We start from the raw sequence: 22654 nt of genomic DNA on the forward strand, positions 1-22654 counted from the left end.
AAAATAATAAAATGATAAAATATATTAATAATAAAATTGTTAAAATAAGTGCTTTAATGCTATCAATAGTAGTGTTAAGTGTATCTTGTGATGATTTTTTAGATCAACAGCCTATAAGTGAGATAGGACCAAAAAACTTTTGGAAAAATAACACAGACGCAGCTTCTGGTGTTGCAGCTATATATGATGGTATGCAAGCAACTTATGGAGATCAGTATTTCTTATGGGGTGAGTTTAGAGCAGATAATTTTATTCAAAGTTCAGCAGCTTCTGCAACTCAAAATCTTTCAGAATTGGTTTTGCAAAATCTTAGTGATGGTAATAATTCAGCATTAAGATGGAATAATCTTTATAATATGATTAATAGAGCAAACCAAGCTATTAAAAATATTCCAAATATTACAGCGTATGATAAAAATTTATTAGCTGAAGCTTATGCATTGAGAGCCTTTGCTTATTTTGATGCAGTTCGTGTATGGGGTTCAGTACCTTTATTTATAGAACCAACAGAAGGAACTCAAGGTATTCAAAAACCTAGAACTGATGGAACTACTATTATGAATGAAGTTATAATTCCAGATATGTTAAAAGCTGAACAGCTTATGTCAAATTTTTCTAGTGATTTTAGATTTTCTAAAGCAAGTATACTTTGTATGCAAGCAGAGGTTTATATGTGGCTAAAAGATTATGCTAAAGCAAAAAAAGCAATAGATAAAATGATTGCTTTAGGTGAACATAGTTTGGTGAAAACAGTTAAAGATTGGGAAAATTTATTTTACAACAATCTACAAGTTGCTGCAGTGCCAGATGGTCAAGGTAAAATACAAGTTGGTCCAGAATTAATATTTTCTATTCGTTATGATTTAGGCGAAGAAAGAGACAATCCAGGTCAGACTTTTGCAAATAGATCTGGTATTATGGGACTGTTTTTTGCAGGTATACCATCTTTTTACATTTCTCCGGTATTAGAAAGAAAATGGCAAGATAAATTCCCAATAGATTCGTTAGGTTGGGTAACAAAATACCCTGGTGTAGCACCTGCAGTTAATAAAACGGTTACTTATACTGATGAAAATGGCCAATTAAAAGATTCATTGGCTCCGGTATATGGAGACTGGCGTTATTTTTCTTGTAGAGAAGGAGGATACCAAAGTTTTGGAAGTAGAGGTATTGGAGAAGCGCGTATGCAAAAATGGAATCAAACCAATTATAACAGAAATTACGATGATACGGATATTGTAATTTATCGTTATGCAGGTATGTTGTTATTATTGGCAGAAGCAGAAAATCAATTGGGTAATTCAAGTGTAGCGTTAAATTTGGTTAATCAGGTAAGAGCAGCAAGACAATTGCCTCTTGTAAAATCAGCTGAATTTGGAGCAACTATTGATGCTCGTGAAGATTATATTTTGGAAGAAAGACAATTAGAACTTTTGGGAGAAGGCAAAAGATGGTGGGATTTACGTAGAACAGATAAGGCATTAGAAGTCTTAAACCCTATTCTAGACACTATAGTTGGCGCAACCCAATTAACCAATGAAAGATTATTATTCCCTGTGTTTATTGATCATTTAATTGAAAATCCATTGTTAGAACAAAATTCAGGTTATTAATTAAAAAAATGAAAAAAATGAAATTTATAAAATTAAAAACGCTAAGAATAGTTGGGATGATATCTTTGATATTATCACTAACAGCATGTGATCTTGGTTTACAAGAATCATTTGATTTTGATCCTGAAGTAGATTTAAGCGACCCTCTAGATAAATTTACTGCTTGGGAATGGATCCAAACTAAAGATCAGTTAACTACTGATGGTAAATTTGATGGTGAGCAATTTAACTATTTTATTGCTGCAATAAAAGCAGCTGGTATGGAGGCTGAGTATAGTGGTGCCAATAAAAACAGAACTTATTTGTTGTTAAATAACAATGCTTTTACAGGTACTGGAGATATCATACATATTGTAACAGGTAAATCTAGTGTGCCAGCAGGTGAAACTCCTGATCAAACAATGGCTAGAGCAGATATTGAAAAATTGAGAACCATTTTAAAATATCATATTGTAACAACTTATATTGCGCAGGTTCCAACTTTAGAAGAAAGAGATGTTGATTACTTATTTCAAACTATGATTCCTGGAGAAGATGGTTTGATTGCTTTTAGAAGAGATGTTTTATATAGAGTTACTATTAACAGAGAGCCAGCACCGCTTCCTGATGTGGCTACAAAAGAGTGGGAAGCTGTTAGATCTCACAATTATGTATTTAATAATGGAGTAGGGCATGTAATTGCCGATCCTGTAAGAAACAAACCTTACTAAGGTAATTGTATTTCAATTAGGTTATAATTTTAAACCCTCTATGTTACAAATAACATAGAGGGTTTATTCATATATATAGATATGTTGTAGAGTATATATTTGTACCAAATCGTTTACGTAATAATTATTTAAAAAAATGTAATAAATTCAGGATTGTACAAGATAGTTTCTTGGAGTTTAATCACTTATTTTGTAGTGTGTTTATAAAATTTGGTTTTTTTATAAATATTTGAAATTAATAATTTCATAAGTAAGTTTGTTTGGATTTGGTTTAAAACCTTCAGAAAATTTAATTTTTCTGAAGGTTTTTTTTGTGCTATAGCTATTTCAGGATTGTGCAGGATGGAATTTTTTTAGTTTAATTTTAAATTTATGGCTTATTTATATTTATATTAAATCGCAAATAATAACATAGTATTTTATGCAAAAATTCAATTTTTTATTAGGAATTTTATTATCACTAACTTGTTTTAAAAATGTTTTAGCTCAAGAAAAACAAGTTAATAATGATAAGCCAAACATTATTTTTATATTAACAGATGATCAAAGGTTTGACGCTATTGGTTATGCCGGTAATAAATTTGTGCAAACACCACAAATGGATGATTTGGCAAAATCAGGAACTTATTTTAACCATGCAATTGTAACCACACCTATTTGTGCTGCTAGTAGAGCCTCAATCTGGACAGGTTTACACGAGCGTTCGCATAACTATAATTTTCAAACAGGAAATATTAGAGATGAATATATGGCCAACGCATATCCTACGGTATTAAAAAACAATGGGTATTATACTGGTTTTTATGGTAAGTTTGGTGTGAAATTTGACGATTTTGAAAAACAATTTGATGAGCACGACGATTATGATAGAAACAATAGTTATCCAGATAGAAGAGGTTATTTTTATAAAACAATAGGTAAAGATACTGTTCATTTAACACGTTATACAGGGCAACAAGCCTTAGATTTTATTGATAAAAGATCTAACGATAAACCTTTTTTGCTGTCGTTAAGTTTTAGTGCACCACACGCTCATGATAGAGCAGAAGAGCAATACTTTTGGCAAAATACAACCGATAAATTATTGGTAGATACCACAATACCTGGTCCAGCTCTTGCTGATGATAAGTATTTTATGGCACAACCTAAATTTGTTAGAGACGGTTTTAACAGATTGCGTTGGACTTGGCGTTATGATACACCTGAAAAATACCAACATAGTTTAAAAGGGTATTACCGTATGATTTCGGGTATAGATTTAGAAATTGCTAAAATCCGTGAAAAATTAAAAGAAAAAGGAATGGATAAAAATACTGTTATCATTGTAATGGGTGATAATGGATATTTCTTAGGTGAGCGTCAGTTGGCAGGTAAATGGTTAATGTATGATAATTCTGTACGTGTACCACTTATTATTTACGATCCAAGAGTTAACAATCACAATGATATTGATGATATGGTGTTAAATATCGATGTGACTTCAACAATTGCTGATATTGCAGGTGTAAAAGCGCCAGCTACTTGGCAAGGAAAAAGTTTGATGCCTTTGGTGAAAAGTGAAAAAACTTCAATAGAAAGAGATACAATTCTTATAGAGCATATTTGGGATTTTAGTGAAATTCCACCAAGTGAAGGTGTTCGTACTTCAGAATGGAAATATTTTAGATATGTAAATGATAAGTCTGTTGAGGAGTTATACAATTTGAAAAAAGATCCTCTTGAAACTAAAAATCTTATTGGTAATAAAAAATACCAAAAAGTAGCTGCTGAGCTTAGAGCTAAATGTGACGAGTTAATTAAGAGAAATAGCAATGAATTTAGAAATCCTCCAACAGATTTAACAATTGAATTGATTAGAGACCCTAGTGGAAATGTAAAAGTTTTAGATACCAAACCAGAATTTGGATGGACAGTGCCAATTGAATCTAAATTTCAATCAGCTTACCAAATATTAGTAGCTTCTTCAAAAGCAATAATTGATGCAAATAATGGCGATGTTTGGGATAGTGGGCAAGTTCGTTCTGGAAAATCAACAGATGTTGAATACAATGGAAAACCACTTGAAATTGGAAAATCATACTACTGGAAAGTAAGAATCTGGGATGAAGAAAATCGTTTAGTAGATTATTCTGTTGCACAGAAGTTTACAATGGGTAAAGGTGATAATTATATGATTTCTACCGAAAATCAACACATTGGAACCAAAATTAAACCTGTTAAATTTGAAAACAGAGGAGATTTTTATTTTGTAGATTTTGGTAAAGCTGCTTTTGCAACACTTAATTTCAACTATAATGCAAAAACGCCACACACAATTACTGTGAGAATTAGTGAAATGTTAGATGATAAAGGAAACGTAAATAGAACTCCGCCTCAAAAGAGTCATATTCGTTATCAAGAAGTTAAAGTTGACGTAAAGCCTGGTAAAACGCAATATCAAATTGAGATAAAAGCTGACACCAGAAATACGCTACCAAATAAAGCAATTGCATTACCTAAAGATGTGCCAGTATTAATGCCATTTAGATATGCTGAAATTGAAGGAGCTCAAGAACCTGTTTCTGCTGATAACTTTGAGCAATTAGCATTTCATACTTATTGGGATGAAAACGCAAGTAGTTTTGATAGCAACAACGATATTTTAAATCAAGTTTGGGATTTATGTAAATATTCTATCAAAGCAACAACATTTAATGGTTTGTATGTTGATGGAGATAGAGAACGTATTCCTTATGAAGCCGATGCGTATTTAAATCAATTAAGTCACTATACTACTGATAGAGAATATGCAATGGCAAGACGTACCATCGAATATTTTATGGAAAACCCAACTTGGCCAACAGAATGGCAACAACATGTTGCGTTGTTAATTTATGCAGATTATATGTATACTGGTAATACGGAACTTATAGAACGTTATTACGAAGCCTTAAAACATAAAACATTGTATGAGTTATCTAATGAAGATGGTTTGATAACTTCAACAAAAGTAACTCCTGAATTTATGTATAAATTAGGATTCAAGGAAGGATATAATAAACCATTGACTGATATTGTAGATTGGCCATTGGCAAATTTTAACGGTAGTAAAACCAAAGGAGAACACGATGGTTTTGTATTTAAACCATACAGTACTGTAATCAATTCTTTTTTCTACGAGAACATGAAAATTATGGCTCAATTTGCCAAACTTCTTGGGAAAACAGAAGAGGTTTTGGATTTTGAGTTTAGAGCTGCAAAAGTTAAAAAAGCAGTAAATGAACAAATGTTTGACAAAGAGCGCGGTATTTATGTTGATGGTATTGGTACAGACCATGCATCATTACACGCTAATATGATGCCACTTGCTTTTGGCTTGGTTCCTGAAGAACATTTTAAAACAGTTGTAGATTATGTTAAATCTCGCGGAATGGCTTGTAGCGTATATGGTTCTCAGTTTTTAATGGATGGACTATACAATGCAGGTGAAGCAGATTATGCTTTGGATTTATTAACTAGTAAAGATAAAAGAAGTTGGTACAACATGATTCGTGTTGGTTCTACCATTACTTTGGAAGCTTGGGATTTAGAGTATAAAAACAATTTAGACTGGAATCATGCTTGGGGTGCTGTACCTGCAAATGCCATACCAAGAGGTTTATGGGGAATTAAACCTAAAACTCCAGGATTTAGTATTGCAACTATCAAACCTCAAATGAGTAAATTAAAATCTAGTGCTATTGAAGTTCCTACAGTTTTAGGTACTATAAAAGCATCTTATAAATATAGTGGAGCTAGATTGCAAACTTATGAAATTGAAATACCTGCAAATATGGTGGCAGAATTTTCGTTAAATTCTTTAGAAGGTAAAAACCTTATTCATAATGGTAAAAAAGTACCTTCTGCTTTTGATATTATTAGATTAGAACCAGGTAAACATATTATAAAATTAGTGATAAACTCTTTTTAATTTCAATTTAATCAAAAAAGGATACCTCGTGGATTTTCCTCGAGGTATTTTTTTTAAACAACATAAATAATATGAAAACTTTTTTTGCAATCATTTTTTCGGTATTTGTATTAAGTGCTGCTAATGCGCAGGACAAGATACTTTCGGTAAGTTTAATTGACAATTCAAAAATTGCAGAAGATGGCTTGTATTTTAATGGAACAAGTGGCGTTGATTACCAATTTTCTCCACGTATCTCACCTCATGGTGATTGTATAGATGTTGTAAATGGTTATGTTTTTGTAACATGGTATAAAGGCGGCATGGATAAGCGTAATGTGATGTTGTCTAGAAAAAAATTAAACGACCCAGCAGCTAATTGGGTTACTATAGAATTTCCACATCAACATGTTGGTTATCGTGGTACAGACCCAACCAAAGGAGATTCGCATAATACAATAGCTATTGGAGTAAGTACCATAGATGGTACCATTCATTTACTATATGATATGCATGCTTATAATGAAACTTCTTTACCAAATGATTTTTTTAATTATTCAGTATCTTTAAAAAACAAAGCTTTTGTACCAGACTCAGAGTTTAACTTAAGTATTTTTAAACCAAAGCAAAACTATTTAAAATTAGGTGAAGATTATAACCGTATTACGTATCCAATGCTTCACAGAGCAGATGACGGAAGTCTTTTGGTAAGGTATAGAGTAGGTGGTTCTGGTAATGGAGATATTGTTATGGCGCATTATAATGGTACAAGCTGGACTAATAATTGGTTATTTCATGATGGTACTTTAAACTTACCAGATAGAAATAGCATGTATGGAGGAGAGCGTTTTTTAAATGGAAAGTTTTATTCAGGTTTTTCTATACGCTATGCAAATAACAATTCAGATACGCCAACCAATGGTTATTCATACAATAGTGGCTTGTATTATGCCTATACAAATGGTGTACCTAAAGATCAATCCACTCAGTGGTTTGATGTAAATAATAACCCTATTACATTACCTATAATAAACAATTTAAATCCAAACCTAGATCCTGTTCAAATAGGACAGCCAGGAGATGATTATGGAACAACAACCAACCCAAGAACTACAAGTGATCCTGCTTGGACAGTTACCGAAAACGGAGCCATACACTTTATTACTAGAGTAGATAATATAAATGTGCATTACTATAAAAAAGCTTCAGATGCTAATTTTTCTAGTAATTCGGGTGGTATAATTCCTAATTCAGAAGTTAGAGGTGAAATTTATAGTTATAAAAACCACGTATTTATGGTTGAACTTTTAGCAGGAAAAGTAAATGTAAAAACAACTTTAGAAGGACAAAACGACTGGAAGATTGTATTTACAGATGAGGGAACAGAAAACTTCATGCATTTTGATGCTTTTGTTGAAGGAAATAAATTGTACGTTTATTTGATGGAAAATACCAGTGGAGATGCAAGACCTTTGCATTTAAAAGTGTTGAATCTATCTGAAGTGGATGCGCCGGTAGTGAAGCTTCCAGACTACAAACTCGAGGCAGAGAATTTTACCACGGCTTCCACTGATATTGTTATAGAAGACAATCCTGCAGCTTCAAATGCTAAAGTAATTGGTTCTTTTTCTAACAATCAGTTTTTAGAATATAGATTTCAAGTAACCACACCTGGACCTTATGATTTTATACTATTTGCAGCCAATAGAAATAGAGACGATTCTATTATGGATATCGAAATAAATGGTGTTTTGTATAATAGTGTTTTAATTACCCGTTCCTTTGATTGGGATGTGTTTTTAGAAACTAAAATTCCAAATATAAACCTTGTGCTTGGAGAAAATGTAATCAAACTAACTCAAAAAACATCGTTATCTAGTAGGCCTGATAAAATTGAGTTGTACCTTAAATCAACTTTAGGTGTTGGTGATTTGGATCAAAATCAAATTGCTATTTATCCAAATCCAAGTAATGGTATATTCAATATTAGCACAAGTATTTTAAACCCAAATTATAGACTAATAACAATGTTAGGTCAGGTTTTAGAAGAAGGTGTTGTAAAGCATAATATGTTGAATTTATCAAATTATGCTGAAGGTATTTATTTTCTTGAATTATCTTCAGAAGAAGGAAGATTGGTAAAAAAAATAATAATAAAATAAAGGTTTTAGAACATAAAGTTAAAGCTGAACTAAAAAGGAACCCAATATAATATTAGTTGAATCAGGTAAATTACCATCAGCTATATATAGAAAAAGGTTGTTCTGTAAAAAATAAAAATATGGCTAAATTATCAAAGTATATAATTTGTTTTTTCTTTATTTTAAATAGCCTGAGTTTAATTGCTCAAAATAAACAACGTCCTTTTATTTGGGTTGAACAAAAAGATAGAACTGAAATTCTTGCTAAAATTCAGCACCAACCTTGGGCAAAAGCATATTATAAAGAATTTAAGGATAGATTAGATGATGATATTGCATTGTATAAAAAATCTCCTAAAGAATTTATTGCAAAGTTACCTTTCGATTGGTCTAAACAAAAAAATGGAATAACACCTCCATTTAATACATATACAAATTTTGATGGATCAACAGACCAAGATCGATTTGTATTGAATAAATATCTGCAAATTGGTATAGATTGTGGTGTGCTTTATTTTTTAACGGAAGATGAAAGTTATGCGCAATGTGCCGCCGCTATTTTACATGCTTTTGTTGAAGGTGTTTTACAACTAACACCATCAGAAGAAACAGGAAATGGTGGATGGATTTATCCAACAGATTATTTAAGGGAAGCACGCGTTTTTGGTGCGCAAGTTCCTGTAATTTATGACTTTATAGCAACGTATTTAGAAAAGAAGCATCAGGTGTATGATATTGGTAAAAATGGTTTTATCAATTTTTCAGAAGAAAATGCCCAAAAAGTTTTTTTAACTTATGCAAATTTAGCCGCTTATCACGGTCATACTGGTTCAAATTGGTCGGTTTTAATGTCGTTTAGTTTGGTTCAAAATGCTTTGGCTTTAAATAATTTAGAAGAACGAAAAAAATACCTCGATATTTATTTAACAAAAGGAACCGATAAGCAAGATGCATTGCCAGATATCTCAGCAAACTATATAAATGAAGGTGATGTATATCCTGAAACTTCTCAATATTCAAATGGAGTAGCTGCCTATACAACACGAATGATGCTTATTTTAAACAAATACAATCCAAGTTTAAAATTGGGTCAAAAATATTATAAAATTCCTTTTTCGTTAGACAGGTGGAATAGTATTCGTTATCCAAATGATGAAATTGTGAGATTTGGAGATGGGCATAGAACATTTGAAGTGCCTTATGAGTCTTATGATATGGCTTATCTTTTAGGAAAACAAGATAGTGTAAATAAATTGACCGATAAATTTGGGCCACTTTTAACTAAAAGTATCAACGATGGTAAATATTCTAGAGCAATAGTGGGTAAACGTTCATTTGGAGCTTCTGTTTATTATGAACCAACTCAATTGCTGTGGCTTCAAACAACAAAAGCGTATTCTTTAGAAAGTACCAATTTACCTAGAACAGATCAATTTTCTCATGCAGGTGTTTTTTTACAGCGCAATTTAAGTTCAACAAATAAATCTGAAGACGGATTGATGTGTTTTGTTGGTGGTGCACATATGGTACACGGTCATGCGGGTGGAATGGATATGGAGTTATACGGCTTGGGTGAAGTACTTGGAGTTGACCACGGACGTGGACAATATAGAACAGATTTACATGAAAACTATTCTAGATTATTTGCAGCGCACAATTCAGTAATTGTAAACGGAGCAAGTCAAGGTGAAGGTGATTGGGTGAATTTAGGTATGAATACTGTAGAATTAGTAACCATGGAACCAATGCCTTTAGAAAAGGCAATTTCACCAAATCATTCTTTTACAAGAACTCGTTTTTTAGATGATAAAGGAGGTAAAGCCGAAGCAACACAAGAAAGAACCATGGCGCTAATTAGAACCTCGCCAACCACTGGTTATTTTGTTGATGTTTTTCGTTCAAAATCTGCTTTGGCTAATGAGTATCATGATTATTTGTATCACAATATAGGAGATGAATTAAACTTTTTGAACAAGGATTTATTTTTAAAGTCAGACGAAAATCGATATAATGAAAATGCAAATGCACCCTATTTTAATAATAAAAAATATAGAAATCCAGGGTGGCACTTTTTTAAAGATGTAAAATCATCAAGCATTTATGAAGCTGATATAAAAGCCCAGTTTGAGCTAAATAAACTCAGCAAAAAATCTTATATGAATGTTTTTGTTGTAGGAAATAAAAATAGAGAATACACCAAAGTAATGGCACCTAAAACTTTTGAAGCGCCTGTAGCTTATGAAAATTTACCAACGCCTACATTGGTTATTCGTCAAAAAGGAGCGGCTTGGACAAATCCTTTTGCTGTAATTTATGAGCCAAGTTTTGATGAAAATTCAAAAAATGGCATTCAATCTGTAACTAAATTAGAAGAAAATGGCATTTTTAAAGGTTTTATGGTTGTAAGTAGCATAGAAAATAAAATTTGTACACAATATATTATCTCTCAAGATCAAGATGCTGTTTATGAAAATAAAAAAATTGATCTTTATTTTAAAGGTGCTTTTGCTGTTTTAACTTTTGATGAAAACAATAAACTGCAAAATATTTACTTAGGTGAAGGACAGTTGTTAAAAACTAAACAAGTTCAAATTCAGTCAAAAAATGAACAGTCAATGGCTGTTTACGTTGATTTTTTAAGAGGAAATGACAAAGTAAATGCTAGTAATAATGCAGAAGTTATTATAAATGAATAGTTATTAAAGCAAAGTTGAAAAATAAATAATTACACTGTGTAATAAGATTTAACAGCTTCTTTGTTAAATATTTTTTATGAACCATTATAGTACAGGATAATCTTATATTTTACAAGTTTTATATTTAGCATCTAATATCAATATAATAGAAACAGAAACAAAATGAAGAGGTCGAATCCATTTAAAAATAAATTAGAAACTACTTTTCTTTTTTTATTCTTTACTATTTTAAGTAGCGCTCAAAACCCTATTGTGCCAAATCAAGGGTTGAATGATCCTCATATTCATATTTTTAATGATACTGCCTATGTGTACGCATCTCATGATAGATCTGCTGAAGATAAGGCATTTATTATGGAAGATTGGTGGATTTGGTCTTCTCCAGATTTGGTAAATTGGACAAAGCGCAGTGTTTTAGATCCAAAAGATACTTATATAGGCGAAGGGTTTCAAGGTTGTTGGGCAACCGATGTTGGCGAAAAAAATGGAAAGTATTACTGGTATTTTTCAGAAAAAAATCAACAAACAGGTGTTGTAGTTGGTGATTCTCCTGTAGGACCTTGGACAGATCCTTTAGGAAAACCTTTATTAGCATCAGATTTAACCCCAACTGACGAATATGATATGGCTATTTTTGAAGACAATGGAGAGCACTATATTATTTTTGGAGTATGGGATTACTACATTGCAAAGCTAAATTATGATATGATAAGTTTGGCTGAAAAACCAAGAGAACTAATCATAAATAATCCTAGAGGTCCATACAATCCTGATGGTAAAAATCTTGAAAAACCAACGGATGATAAACCATTTGTTCATAAATACAACGGTAAATATTATTTATCTTGGGGTTGTTTTTATGCCATGTCTGATAATTTATATGGCCCATACGATTATAAAGATACTGTAATTAAAAAAGAAAGTTTTGCCGAAGGCTATGATGCGCCAACTTGGCCAAACGGATTTTTACAAGGGCGTCACGGTTCGTTTTTTCAATGGCACAACCAATGGTATTATACCTATTGTGATATGAGTCAAACAGGAAATCGTTATTTTAGAGATGCTTTTATTAGTTACATTCATTACAAAGAAAATGGTGAAATAGCAACTATTAGAGTTGATGGAGTAGGAGTTGGTCAATACAATGCTAACCAATCTAAAATTGAAGCCGAAGATTATTTTAAAGCAGATGGACTTGTAAAAAAAGAGTTTGGCAACAATTTTGTAGTAGAAACTACTTCAAATAAAAGTTATTTAAATTATCCTAATATAAATGGTTTAGATGCATTTTCTAAAATTAACTTAAAACTTTTAGCTCCTAATGGTGGAGAATTTTCTATTGAAATTCGAAAAGATAATTTGCAAGGAGCAGTGGTAGGTAGTAAAAAAATTACCTTAAATAAAAACAGTAATTTGGAAGATTTAGAAATAACGCTTTCAACATTAAATCAAAAAGAAAACCTTTATTTTTTAATAGAGCAACTAGATAACAAATCTTTACAAATCGAATCATTTTCATTCATAAATTAATATAAAAACAATCATAAATAAATAATCATATAAAAAACAAATAATGAAGAAATTATTCATATTGCCAATGCTGGCTATTTATGTCTTGGTACATTCTTGTGCTCAGGCGCAATCTAGTGGGAAAGATTACAAAGATGCATCTTTAACTATAGATGAACGTGTAGAAGCATTATTGCCATTGTTATCTTTAGAAGAAAAAGTGGCTCAAATGCGAATTTTTCATGCAAATATTGGTGTGAAATCTGACGAAAATGGAAAATTAGTACTTTCTGATAGAGTTATTGAAAAATTAAAATTAGGTATTGCTGGTATTAAAAATCCAGGAGAACATATTGATGCAGTTGCTGCAGCTAAATTAAACAACGAACTTCAAAAGTATATTATTGAAAGTAACCGTTGGGGAATTCCAGCGCTGTTTGTTACAGAATCATACAATGGTGTGGATGCTGAAGGTTGTACAAAATTTGGAAGACCAATAGCATCGGCAGCTTCATTTAACCCTGAATTGGTTAAAAGACAATGGGATGTTGTAGGAAAAGAAGCACGTTTACGCGGTATGCACATGTGTCATTCTCCTGAAGCAGATTTAGTAAGAGATCCTCGTTTTGGAAGAATGAGTGAAGCTTTTGGTGAAGATACTTATTTAACAACACAAATGGTAACAAGTGCTATTAAAGGTGTTCAAGGAGATTATGTGGGTTTGGGTAATGGCACACATATTGGCGCTGTTGCAAAACACTTTGCAGGGTACGGACAAGTATTGGGTGGTTCAAACTTTGCAGCTATTGAAATTTCTGAACGTACTTTAATTGATGAAATTTATCCACCGTTTGAAGCAGCTGTAAAAGATGCTCAAACATTAGGAATTATGGCTTCTCATGGAGATTTAAACGGTATTGCAAGTCACGGTAACCCAGCTTTATTAACAGGTGTGTTACGTAACGATTGGGGTTTTAACGGTTACGTAGTTTCAGATTCAAATGACATTGCACGTTTGTTTTACTTTATGAAAGTAGCCGAGTCTCCTGAAGCAGCAGCTTTAATGGGATTAGAAGCAGGTATTGATATTGATTTATATGCTGAAGATTCATATGCATATCTTCCAGAAATGGTAAAAACAAATCCTGAAATCGAAAAATTAATCGATAGATCGGTTAGACGTGTTTTAAGAACTAAATTCATTTTAGGTTTGTTTGACAATCCTTATATTGATATTCCTGAAGTTGAAAAAGGAGTGCGTGCAGCATCTTCATTAGCATTGGCTAAAGAATCAGATTTAGAATCTGTGATTTTATTGAAAAATGAAAATGAAATATTGCCTTTAGATAAAAATAAATCACTTAAAATAGCACTTTTAGGACCGCTTGTAAAAGAAAATACAAAAGCTATGTTTGAAGCAGTTTCTGGTGGTAAAATTAGTTTTGTTGCTGAAAAAGGTTTTGATCTTACTGATGGAAAAACAGGTGTGCCTCAATTATTAGAAAAAGACCCAAAAGCAATTGCTAAAATGGTAGCAATGGCTAAAGGTGCAGATGTTACTATTTTATTTTTAGGAGGTGATGAGTACACTTCTAAAGAAGCGTTTTTTAACAATGCTTTAGGTGATAGAGCAACTATAGATCCAGTTGGTCCTCAAGATGAATTGCTTGAAGAAATTAAGGCTACAGGAAAACCAGTAATTGTAGTTTTAAAACACCGCAGAACATTGTCTATCAATGTTATTGCAGAGCAAGCAAATGCAATTTTGGATACTTGGGATTTAAGTGAATTTGGTGATGAGTCTACAGCAAGAATTATTTTTGGAGAAGTTTCTCCTTCAGGTAAATTGCCTGTTACTGTGCCAAGATCTATAGGTCAAATGCCTTTTCATTATAGTATGAAAGAAATCAATTACAAAAAAGGATATTTATTTCTTGAAGACGGACCAATTTACCCGTTTGGATATGGTTTAAGTTATGCTTCTTTTGAGTATTCAGACTTAAAATTATCTAGTGATGAAATTACACCAAATAGCGAAATTGAAGTAAGTGTAACAGTAAAAAATACAGGTAAAGTTAAAGCTAAGGAAGTAGTTCAAATGTATATTAAAGATGAAATTGGGTCGGTTACAAGGCCAGATAAAGAGTTAAAAGCATTTGAAAAAATCGAATTAAATCCAGGTGAGGCAAAAACAGTAACATTTAAAATTACACCAAAAATGTTAGAGTTTACAGGTCTTCAAATGACTAAAGTTTTAGAAGCAGGTGATTACGCTGTTAAAGTAGGAACTTCTTCAAGTACATATATAGAAACCGCGTTTAAATTAAAAAAGTAAAAAAATGATAAAAAAATCAATATTTAAGTTCATTGTTTTAATAACAATTTTGAATTTTTCAATTGTTGAAAAATCGATAGCTCAAGATGTTTTTGATAAAGCTAAAATTAAAGCATCAATGATTGAAGCTTTAGAATGGCAAGAAGCACATCCTATTTTTGCAATTGCACCAACCGATTGGACAGAAGGTGCTTACTATGTTGGTGTGGCGCGTGCTCACAAAGCAACCAAAGATCAAATATATATGGCGGCCTTAAAAAATCAAGGTTATCATAATAACTGGCAAACCTATAAAAGATTACATCATGCAGATGATGTTGCCATTTCATATAGCTATTTGTATATTGATATGGTTGATGGTAGAAAAGACTTTGTGGATTTAGAGCCTACTAAAAAATTCTTAGATGCACATTTATATGAAGATGATGTATGGAAACAAGGTACTAAGAAAAATGAAATGGGTCAAACCATTTTATGGTGGTGGTGCGATGCTTTATTTATGGCGCCTCCTGTTTTAAACTTGTATGCTAAACACACAAAACAACCACAGTATTTAGACGAGATGCACAAGTTTTACACACAAACGTATAATCAATTATACGATAAAGAAGAAAATTTGTTTGCAAGAGATATGCGTTTTGTTTGGACAGGGTCTGAAAAAGACAATAAAGAGCCAAATGGAAAAAAAGTATTTTGGTCACGTGGTAATGGTTGGGTAATATCAGGGTTGGCGTTAATTTTAGATGACATGCCAAAAGAGTATGAGCACCGTGCTTTTTACGAAAATTTATACAAAGAATTGGCAGCTAGAATATTAGAATTACAACCAGAAGATGGATTGTGGAGAACTAGTTTGTTATCTCCAGAATCTTACGAACACGGTGAAGTTAGCGGAAGTGGTTTCTTTACATTTGCTTTAGCTTGGGGGATTAACAATGGATTGTTAGAAAAATCAAAGTATTTACCTGCAGTTAAAAAAGCTTGGACTGCACTTGCTGAATGTCAACACGAAGATGGTATGATTGGTTGGGTTCAAAACATTGGAGCATTTCCAGAACCGGCAAATTATGATAGCTGGCAAAATTTTGGTACAGGTGCATATTTAATGGCTGGAAGTGAAATTTTAAAATTAGAATAATCGCCCTAGTTTTTACTAGTAAAATACAACGTTAGGTGTAATTTTAAGTACCTTATTTTAAATGGGTAAATAAAATTACACCTAACGTTTTTTTATATGGCACAGGATTGTACAGGGTAGTTTATTTAATTGTAATAGTGATATTTATGCTTGAATTTAAAAACTTTATTACATGAAAACAAAATTACACAAAGCTTTATTATTTTTATTAGTAACAATGTTAGCGTTTCAAGTGCAAGGGCAAACATATGGAGAATACACTATAGCCGGTACTTATAAAATTAACGTACCAGGTGAAGATTATTTTATGACAGTTAATAGTTCAGGTGGTTTAGAATGGGCTGCAGAATTACCAGGTAATGATCCAAAACAACTTTGGACTATACAAGACCATGTAATGCCAGCTGATGTTGGATTTGTGCAAATTACCGCAACTGTTCCTGGTTTAGGAAACTTTACAATGGGTACAATACCAGCAAATGTAAGTGGTAAAAATATTACGCTTACTGTTAAAGCAGGTGACCCGATAAGTGATGTAAATGATCCTCTTTATTATTATGACCAGTTTCAAAGAAGAAAAACAGCTACTAGTAATGGAGGAAACGATGCGTTGTTTATAAAAGTACCAGGTGAAGCTGGTTCAAGGTATGGTGTAGCACCAACCGCAGTAGGTGACCTTGTGAAATTTGATGGTGGAGGAATTGATAAACTTGAATTCCAACTTATATCTGGATTAAGCACTGAAACTTTCGATTTAGGGTCTTTCTTTATGTCTAATCCGGTAAATAACCAATTAACTATTCAAGGTCTTCCTTCTAATGTTAAACAAATTACTGTTTATTCTTTATTAGGTCAAAAATTATTAAGTAAAGATTCAAGTGGAGATTCATCACTTAGTTTAGATGTTAGTGGTTTAAAAACAGGTGTTTATGTTGTAGATTTTTCAGGAGAAAACGGACGATTTACAAAAAAAATAATCAAACAATAAGTATTGTTTTTTACTTTAAAAAGGATTATCTAATATATTTAGATAGTCCTTTTTTTTTAACATAAATATTTAAAATTTGAGCAATTTTTATAATATATATTGCACTTTTATTTTGAAATATTGGTATTTTGCCAATACACTATAAATTCAGAATTAAATGAGAAATTTTTTAGTGCTAACTTTTTTTAGTATTGTATTGTGCTCAGCACAAAGTCAGGAAAAACCAAATATTTTGTGGATTACCTGTGAAGATATTAGTCCTTATTTAGGTTGTTACGGTTTCGATCAAGCTCAAACGCCTAATTTAGATAAATTGGCTGAAGCAGGTATTCGATTTACAAATGCCTACTCTAATGCACCAGTTTGTGGTGTAGCCCGCACTACGCTTTTAACGGGGATGTATGCACCTACTACAGGAACACTTAATTTTAGAACCAATACAAAACTGCCAGAAAACATTCCTGCCTATCCTAAAATATTGAGAGAAGCAGGTTATTATTGTACAAATAATTATAAAAAAGATTATAATTCTAGCTACGAAACAGATCTAAGTTTGTGGGATGAGTCTAGTAAAAAAGCACATTACAATACACGTAAACCTGGACAGCCGTTTTTTGCAGTGTTTAATATCATGGAAACACACGAAAGTCAATTGGCTGTTGATAAAATTGAAGCATATGTAGCAAATGGAGACATTCCTAAAAAACCTAGAGTCAATCCGTTAGACATTGTATTGCCACCATACCATCCTGATGTTCCGGAAGTAAGAGAAGATTGGGCAAGATTTCACGATTTAATTACTTTGATGGATAAAAAGGTTGGTGATTTATTGCAAGAACTTAAGGATAAAAATTTGGAAGACAATACCATTGTATTCTTCTATTCAGACCACGGAGGAATGTTATCGCGCTCTAAACGTTACCTATACAATGTTGGTACACAGGTGCCTTTTATTGTTTATGTACCTGAAAAGTGGAAACATTTAGTGTTGTATAAACCAGGTAGTACCGAGGAAGGTTTTGTTAGTTTTGTAGATTTTCCAAAAACATTGTTATCTATTGCAAATTGTCCAATTCCAGAGAAAATGCAGGGACAGGTGTTTTTGGGTAAAGACAAAGAAACCAAGCCAAAATATATTCATTTTTACAGAGACCGTATGTCTGAACGTTACGATTTTTGTAGAGCTGTAACTGATGGAGAATACAATTTTATTCGCAATTTTGTACCGCACATTCCAAGAGGAAATTCAACCAGATATGGTTATACTGTTCAGCAAAATTGGGTAGCTAATGAAGAAAGTTTCAAAAGTGGTAAATCAAATGCCATACAATCACAGTTTTATCAACCCAAAAAAACGGTAGAATTATTCAATACAAAAAAAGATCCTTGGCATGTTCAAAATATTGCTGATGAAAAAGAAAACGTTGAAAAACTAAAAGAATTATCGGAAGAATTAGATAGATGGATGATTGAAGTTAGAGACATTGGGTTGATTCCAGAACCTATGTTTTTTGATTTAGCCAGCGAAGGTAAAAAGTACAAAACAATCTATGAGTATGCGCAAAGTGATGCGTATGAAATAGAAAAAATACTACCTATTGCAAAACTTGCAGCACAAGGTTCTTTAGAAAATAAAAATGATTTTTTAACTTTTTTAGATAATCCAAATCCAATTATTAGATATTGGGGCGCTTATGGTATTTTTAGAATGGCTCAAAATAATATTGATGTTCAAAATAAATTGATAGCACTCATTGAAAAGGAAACAATTCCTGTAAATCGTTTAATGTTAGCACAGGCACTCTCATTTTCAGGTGCTAAAGAAAAAGCATTTGAGTATTTATTTAATGAAACTAAAAATGCGCGAGATGGTTATGTGTTTTTATTTGGTTTAAACGCCTTACAATATTCGCACACAGATCAATTTTTAACAAAACAAGATTGGGAAGATTTTAAAAATCAAACTTTTGATACCAATGATGCAATTGACAAATTTGGAAAGGAATATAGCAAACGTATTATAAATGATGCTTTAGACCTATGGCCAAACAGAAGGGTTGTAGATTAAACAACAGTAAAAAAATATACTATAAATAATACTTTTAAAACCGCAATTCTACAAAGGCTTGCGGTTTTTTAATGTTAAAAATGTTAGCGATTGGTTTCTTCTACTAAGAAAAAGAAACAATAAATATAGCTAAAAAAAAATTCTTTAAAGTGCGTAATCTTATATTTATTAGGTTATTATTTATCGGCTTCAATCACAAGTTAATGATTTTATTTACTTATGATTGAAGCAGGGTAAAGCAGGATACTAATAGCATTGTAATATTTTAATTTTAAAGAATTATAAGAGTTCACTATTTTTTTGTTTAAGAATAGTAATAAATACGGATGAATTTACAATATACTTTAGGCTCTTTGGTTTAAAATGTTTGTTTGTAAAGTGTTTGTAATCAGAACTTAGTGTGTAAAATTTTGTTTAATCCCAAATGTTGTATATGAGAAAGTTTTTACTTTTTTCCTTAGCAATGAGTTTCTGTGTCTCATTAAATGCGCAGATTTTTACTCAAGATTTCAGCACTTCAACTACAGTTTCAGATTATGTGAGTGCATCGTCAAATCGCACAAGTTTTACAACTAGTATTGATAGCATAGCAATAAAGGATTTAGCAAATAGCACTGCAACTACTATCGAGCCTTCAGATAATTTACCAGATACGCCAGCAGAATATTTAACGTTGAAGCATCCGTTTATTTGGGCTTCATACCCAGAGAGACAAAAAATTGTAGATAATATTCATAATTATACTTGGGCAAGTTCACTTTATGATCAGTTAAAAGCACGTGTTGATGCTAAAAAAAATGATCATATAACAAATCCGGAAGCGGTGTTAAAAACAATTCCAGCAATTCCGGGGCTTTATTCAGATAGAACTGATCATACTGATATCGTAGGAAATATGACCGAAGCAGCAATTTTGTACTATTTAACAAATGACGCTACTTATGCGCAATATGCCGCAGATATTTTAAATCATTATATGAAATATATCGCAGTACAACCAGTGCAAAAATATCAAGAAGGAACCGACGGATTGATGTTTGATGATGGTTGGTTGGAATCTAGAACCTTGTTTCCTAGATTGGCATTAACTTACGATTTTCTTTATAATTACGTAAACAATGCAAGCAATACAGTATATGATTATGAAACCAAAACAAGAAAATTGTTTGATGATGCTGTTGCGCAAACAACAGTTACTAATTTGGCAGATATTGTATTTATGAGTATCAGAGCTCGTCAAAGTAATCACTCTGTTTTAGCAGGTAATGGAGCTCTTTTTAATCTGTTGATGATAGCTGATGATACAAAAAGAAACCAATATTTTGACAGATTTTATAATAATACCAATGAAAGTTTTGATGCGTATACTTGGACTCTTGGTAATTTTACTGAAAATGGCGTATGGCCAGAAACGTTTAGTTATTCAAAAGGTTCGCATGGATTGGTTATTCAATCATTAAACGTAATAGATCGTTACAATCCAAGTTTAAATATATTAAATAATCATTTAAAAATTTTGGAGGGTTTTATTGGTTATGCTAACTGGTTTTATCCTTCTGATGAGTTAATGCGTTTTGGAGATACAGGAACAGAAGGTGATATGACCGACGAATATCGATGGATTTTAAGAGTTGCATTAAGAAAAAATTTAACAGATATTAAAAAATTAGCAACGCAAAATTTAAAATATTACTATAATCAAAATGGTGGTTATAATCCTCAAATAATAACTGATAGACTTGAGTTTAATAGTCCATTGCAACTGTTGTGGGGAGAAAATTTAGATACTTCTGAAATTGCGGTGACTCCAAAAGTTGAGAATACCTACAATTTGATACATGCAGGACTTCTTGTTCAAAGAAATTACAATACGCCAGATATTAAAAACCACGGTTTAATGTATTATTCTGGAGGGTCTGCTTATGTGCATACCCATTCAACAGGTATTGATTTAGAATTATACGGTGAAGGACAAGTAACTGGTGCAGAAAGCGGAAGTAGCTCTTATGGTACAGATGAACACGAAAACTATAGAGTACGTCATGCGTCACATAACACGGTAATTGTTAATGGCTCTGGAAAACGTGGAGGAAACAATTGGCTTACCAAAGTTGCAAGTGTTGATTTAATAGCTTGTGAGCCTAAGTCTTATGGTACTTCAATTTCTAATGATTTTTCATTTTCAACACAATATATAGACGATTCTTTTAATGATTGTCAACAACAACGTACCAATAGTATCATTCGTACAAGTGAAACAACGGGTTATTATTTTGATATTTTAAGATCAAAAAGTAAAACTACCAACAAATTTCATGACTATATTTATCACAATATTGGAGATGCTGTTTCATTGAAATTTGTAGACAATTCTAATGTGCCATTAAATGCTTCAACTAAATATGCAACAGATCAAGTTGGAGATGTTACAGGTTGGACATTTTTTGAAAATGTAAATTCATCAACGGCTACAAATCAAGGTGTAAATGCTTCATTTGCAATAAATGCAGTAAATAAATTTATGAATGTTTCAATTCCTGCCGGAATTGAGCGCGAATACACAACTGCGCTTGCACCTTATACCAAAGGAGCTCTAAATGGTTACGATAAAAAGAAAACACCTGTTATTACAATGCGTAAAAATGGTGAAGCATGGAATGAACCTTTTGTAGCAATTTATGAGCCTTCAAATAGTCAACAAAGCACTGTTAAATCTACATCAAACATTGTTAAAAATAACAAAGTAGTTGGTGTAAAAGTAATTTCTGAAGTTAATGGCGCAAAAATAACGGATATTATTTTAGCCAATGATGATGATAATATTGCCATAAACTTAAAAGAATTAAAACTAGAGTTTAATGGAAGATTTGGAATTGTACGCACAAATGTTAAAGATGGTAAAACCAATGTTTCTTTATATATAGGAAAAGGGCAAAAACTTGTTTTTGATGGACATACGTTGAATGCAAATAATGAAGAAAAAGGCTTGTTAGAGTATACGCTTGATTATGAATATCAATTTAAATTAGGTACAGATAATTTTAATATTAAAACTATAGGAGAAACTTGTATAGATAAGAAAAATGGAAATGTTAAAATTGAAGCTGACGAAACTAGAAATTATACAGCAACATTAAAAGGAAACAACTTTAATTATACAGATAATTTCACAAGCATTTTAAATATTGATAATTTAAGTCCAGGAGCTTATGATTTATGTATTACTGTTGAAGGGGATACTTTTGAACAATGTTACAAAGTTTCCATTGCTGAAGCTTCTAACTTAAGCGGAAAAATACTTGTTGATAAAAAAACAGCATCTATTTCTATTGCCGAAGGAACAGCTCCTTATACGGTTCTTAAAAATGGAAAAACCATTTTAGAAACATATCAAACCGATTTTTCTGTTGAAATAAATCATGGTGATCAATTGCAAATTCAAAGTAAATCAGCTTGTCAAGGTGTGCTTTCAAAAAGTATAGATTTATTAGAAAATGTGCGTGTGTATCCTAACCCAACAAACGGTTT

At 31.9% G+C, this 22654-nt stretch carries 10 protein-coding genes and 1 pseudogene; all 11 read left to right on the forward strand.

What is annotated here, in order from left to right; genetic code table 11:
- Nucleotides 1-11: 11 nt before the first annotated feature.
- Nucleotides 12-1613 (forward strand): RagB/SusD family nutrient uptake outer membrane protein, encoded by a 1602-nt coding sequence (locus EC396_RS03220; protein ID WP_129365264.1) that lies wholly within the window; start codon nt 12-14, stop codon nt 1611-1613.
- Nucleotides 1614-1630: 17 nt separating this feature from the next.
- Complete coding sequence (locus EC396_RS03225; RefSeq protein WP_164975194.1) at nt 1631-2323, forward strand: fasciclin domain-containing protein; 693 nt, start codon at nt 1631-1633, stop codon at nt 2321-2323.
- A 421-nt stretch (nt 2324-2744) separates the two neighbouring features.
- Nucleotides 2745-6272 carry a sulfatase-like hydrolase/transferase gene (locus EC396_RS03230; RefSeq protein ID WP_129365266.1) on the forward strand — a complete coding sequence of 1176 codons (3528 nt, stop codon included), beginning with the start codon at nt 2745-2747 and terminating at the stop codon, nt 6270-6272.
- Nucleotides 6273-6343: 71 nt separating this feature from the next.
- Nucleotides 6344-8413 (forward strand): BNR-4 repeat-containing protein, encoded by a 2070-nt coding sequence (locus tag EC396_RS03235; RefSeq protein WP_129365267.1) that lies wholly within the window; start codon nt 6344-6346, stop codon nt 8411-8413.
- 119 nt (nt 8414-8532) lie between these two features.
- Nucleotides 8533-11088 (forward strand): heparinase II/III family protein, encoded by a 2556-nt coding sequence (locus EC396_RS03240; protein WP_129365268.1) that lies wholly within the window; start codon nt 8533-8535, stop codon nt 11086-11088.
- Between the two features lie 162 nt (nt 11089-11250).
- Nucleotides 11251-12618 (forward strand): family 43 glycosylhydrolase, encoded by a 1368-nt coding sequence (locus EC396_RS03245; RefSeq protein ID WP_129365269.1) that lies wholly within the window; start codon nt 11251-11253, stop codon nt 12616-12618.
- A gap of 43 nt (nt 12619-12661) precedes the next feature.
- Nucleotides 12662-14932: a glycoside hydrolase family 3 N-terminal domain-containing protein gene (locus EC396_RS03250; protein WP_129365270.1), complete on the forward strand. Its 2271-nt coding sequence runs from the start codon at nt 12662-12664 to the stop codon at nt 14930-14932.
- A 4-nt stretch (nt 14933-14936) separates the two neighbouring features.
- Nucleotides 14937-16070, forward strand: a complete 1134-nt coding sequence (locus tag EC396_RS03255) for a glycoside hydrolase family 105 protein (RefSeq protein ID WP_129365271.1) — start codon at nt 14937-14939, stop codon at nt 16068-16070.
- 172 nt (nt 16071-16242) lie between these two features.
- Nucleotides 16243-17058 carry a T9SS type A sorting domain-containing protein gene (locus tag EC396_RS03260; protein WP_129365272.1) on the forward strand — a complete coding sequence of 272 codons (816 nt, stop codon included), beginning with the start codon at nt 16243-16245 and terminating at the stop codon, nt 17056-17058.
- Nucleotides 17059-17215: 157 nt separating this feature from the next.
- Nucleotides 17216-19126, forward strand: coding sequence for a sulfatase (locus tag EC396_RS03265; protein ID WP_129365273.1), 1911 nt, complete (start codon nt 17216-17218; stop codon nt 19124-19126).
- Nucleotides 19127-19589: 463 nt separating this feature from the next.
- Nucleotides 19590-22654 (forward strand): annotated as a pseudogene (locus EC396_RS03270) (heparinase II/III family protein); the annotation flags it as partial.

Source organism: Lutibacter sp. HS1-25 (assembly GCF_004121075.1).
Taxonomy (GTDB): domain Bacteria; phylum Bacteroidota; class Bacteroidia; order Flavobacteriales; family Flavobacteriaceae; genus Lutibacter.

Excerpts from the sequence above, each read along its gene's own strand:
- EC396_RS03235 (WP_129365267.1), top strand. The coding sequence starts at position 6,344 with ATGAAAACTTTTTTTGCAATCATTTTTTCGGTATTTGTATTAAGTGCT.
- EC396_RS03225 (WP_164975194.1), top strand. The coding sequence starts at position 1,631 with ATGAAATTTATAAAATTAAAAACGCTAAGAATAGTTGGGATGATATCT.
- EC396_RS03220 (WP_129365264.1), top strand. The coding sequence starts at position 12 with ATGATAAAATATATTAATAATAAAATTGTTAAAATAAGTGCTTTAATG.
- EC396_RS03245 (WP_129365269.1), top strand. The coding sequence starts at position 11,251 with ATGAAGAGGTCGAATCCATTTAAAAATAAATTAGAAACTACTTTTCTT.
- EC396_RS03255 (WP_129365271.1), top strand. The coding sequence starts at position 14,937 with ATGATAAAAAAATCAATATTTAAGTTCATTGTTTTAATAACAATTTTG.
- EC396_RS03250 (WP_129365270.1), top strand. The coding sequence starts at position 12,662 with ATGAAGAAATTATTCATATTGCCAATGCTGGCTATTTATGTCTTGGTA.
- EC396_RS03260 (WP_129365272.1), top strand. The coding sequence starts at position 16,243 with ATGAAAACAAAATTACACAAAGCTTTATTATTTTTATTAGTAACAATG.
- EC396_RS03240 (WP_129365268.1), top strand. The coding sequence starts at position 8,533 with ATGGCTAAATTATCAAAGTATATAATTTGTTTTTTCTTTATTTTAAAT.
- EC396_RS03230 (WP_129365266.1), top strand. The coding sequence starts at position 2,745 with ATGCAAAAATTCAATTTTTTATTAGGAATTTTATTATCACTAACTTGT.
- EC396_RS03265 (WP_129365273.1), top strand. The coding sequence starts at position 17,216 with ATGAGAAATTTTTTAGTGCTAACTTTTTTTAGTATTGTATTGTGCTCA.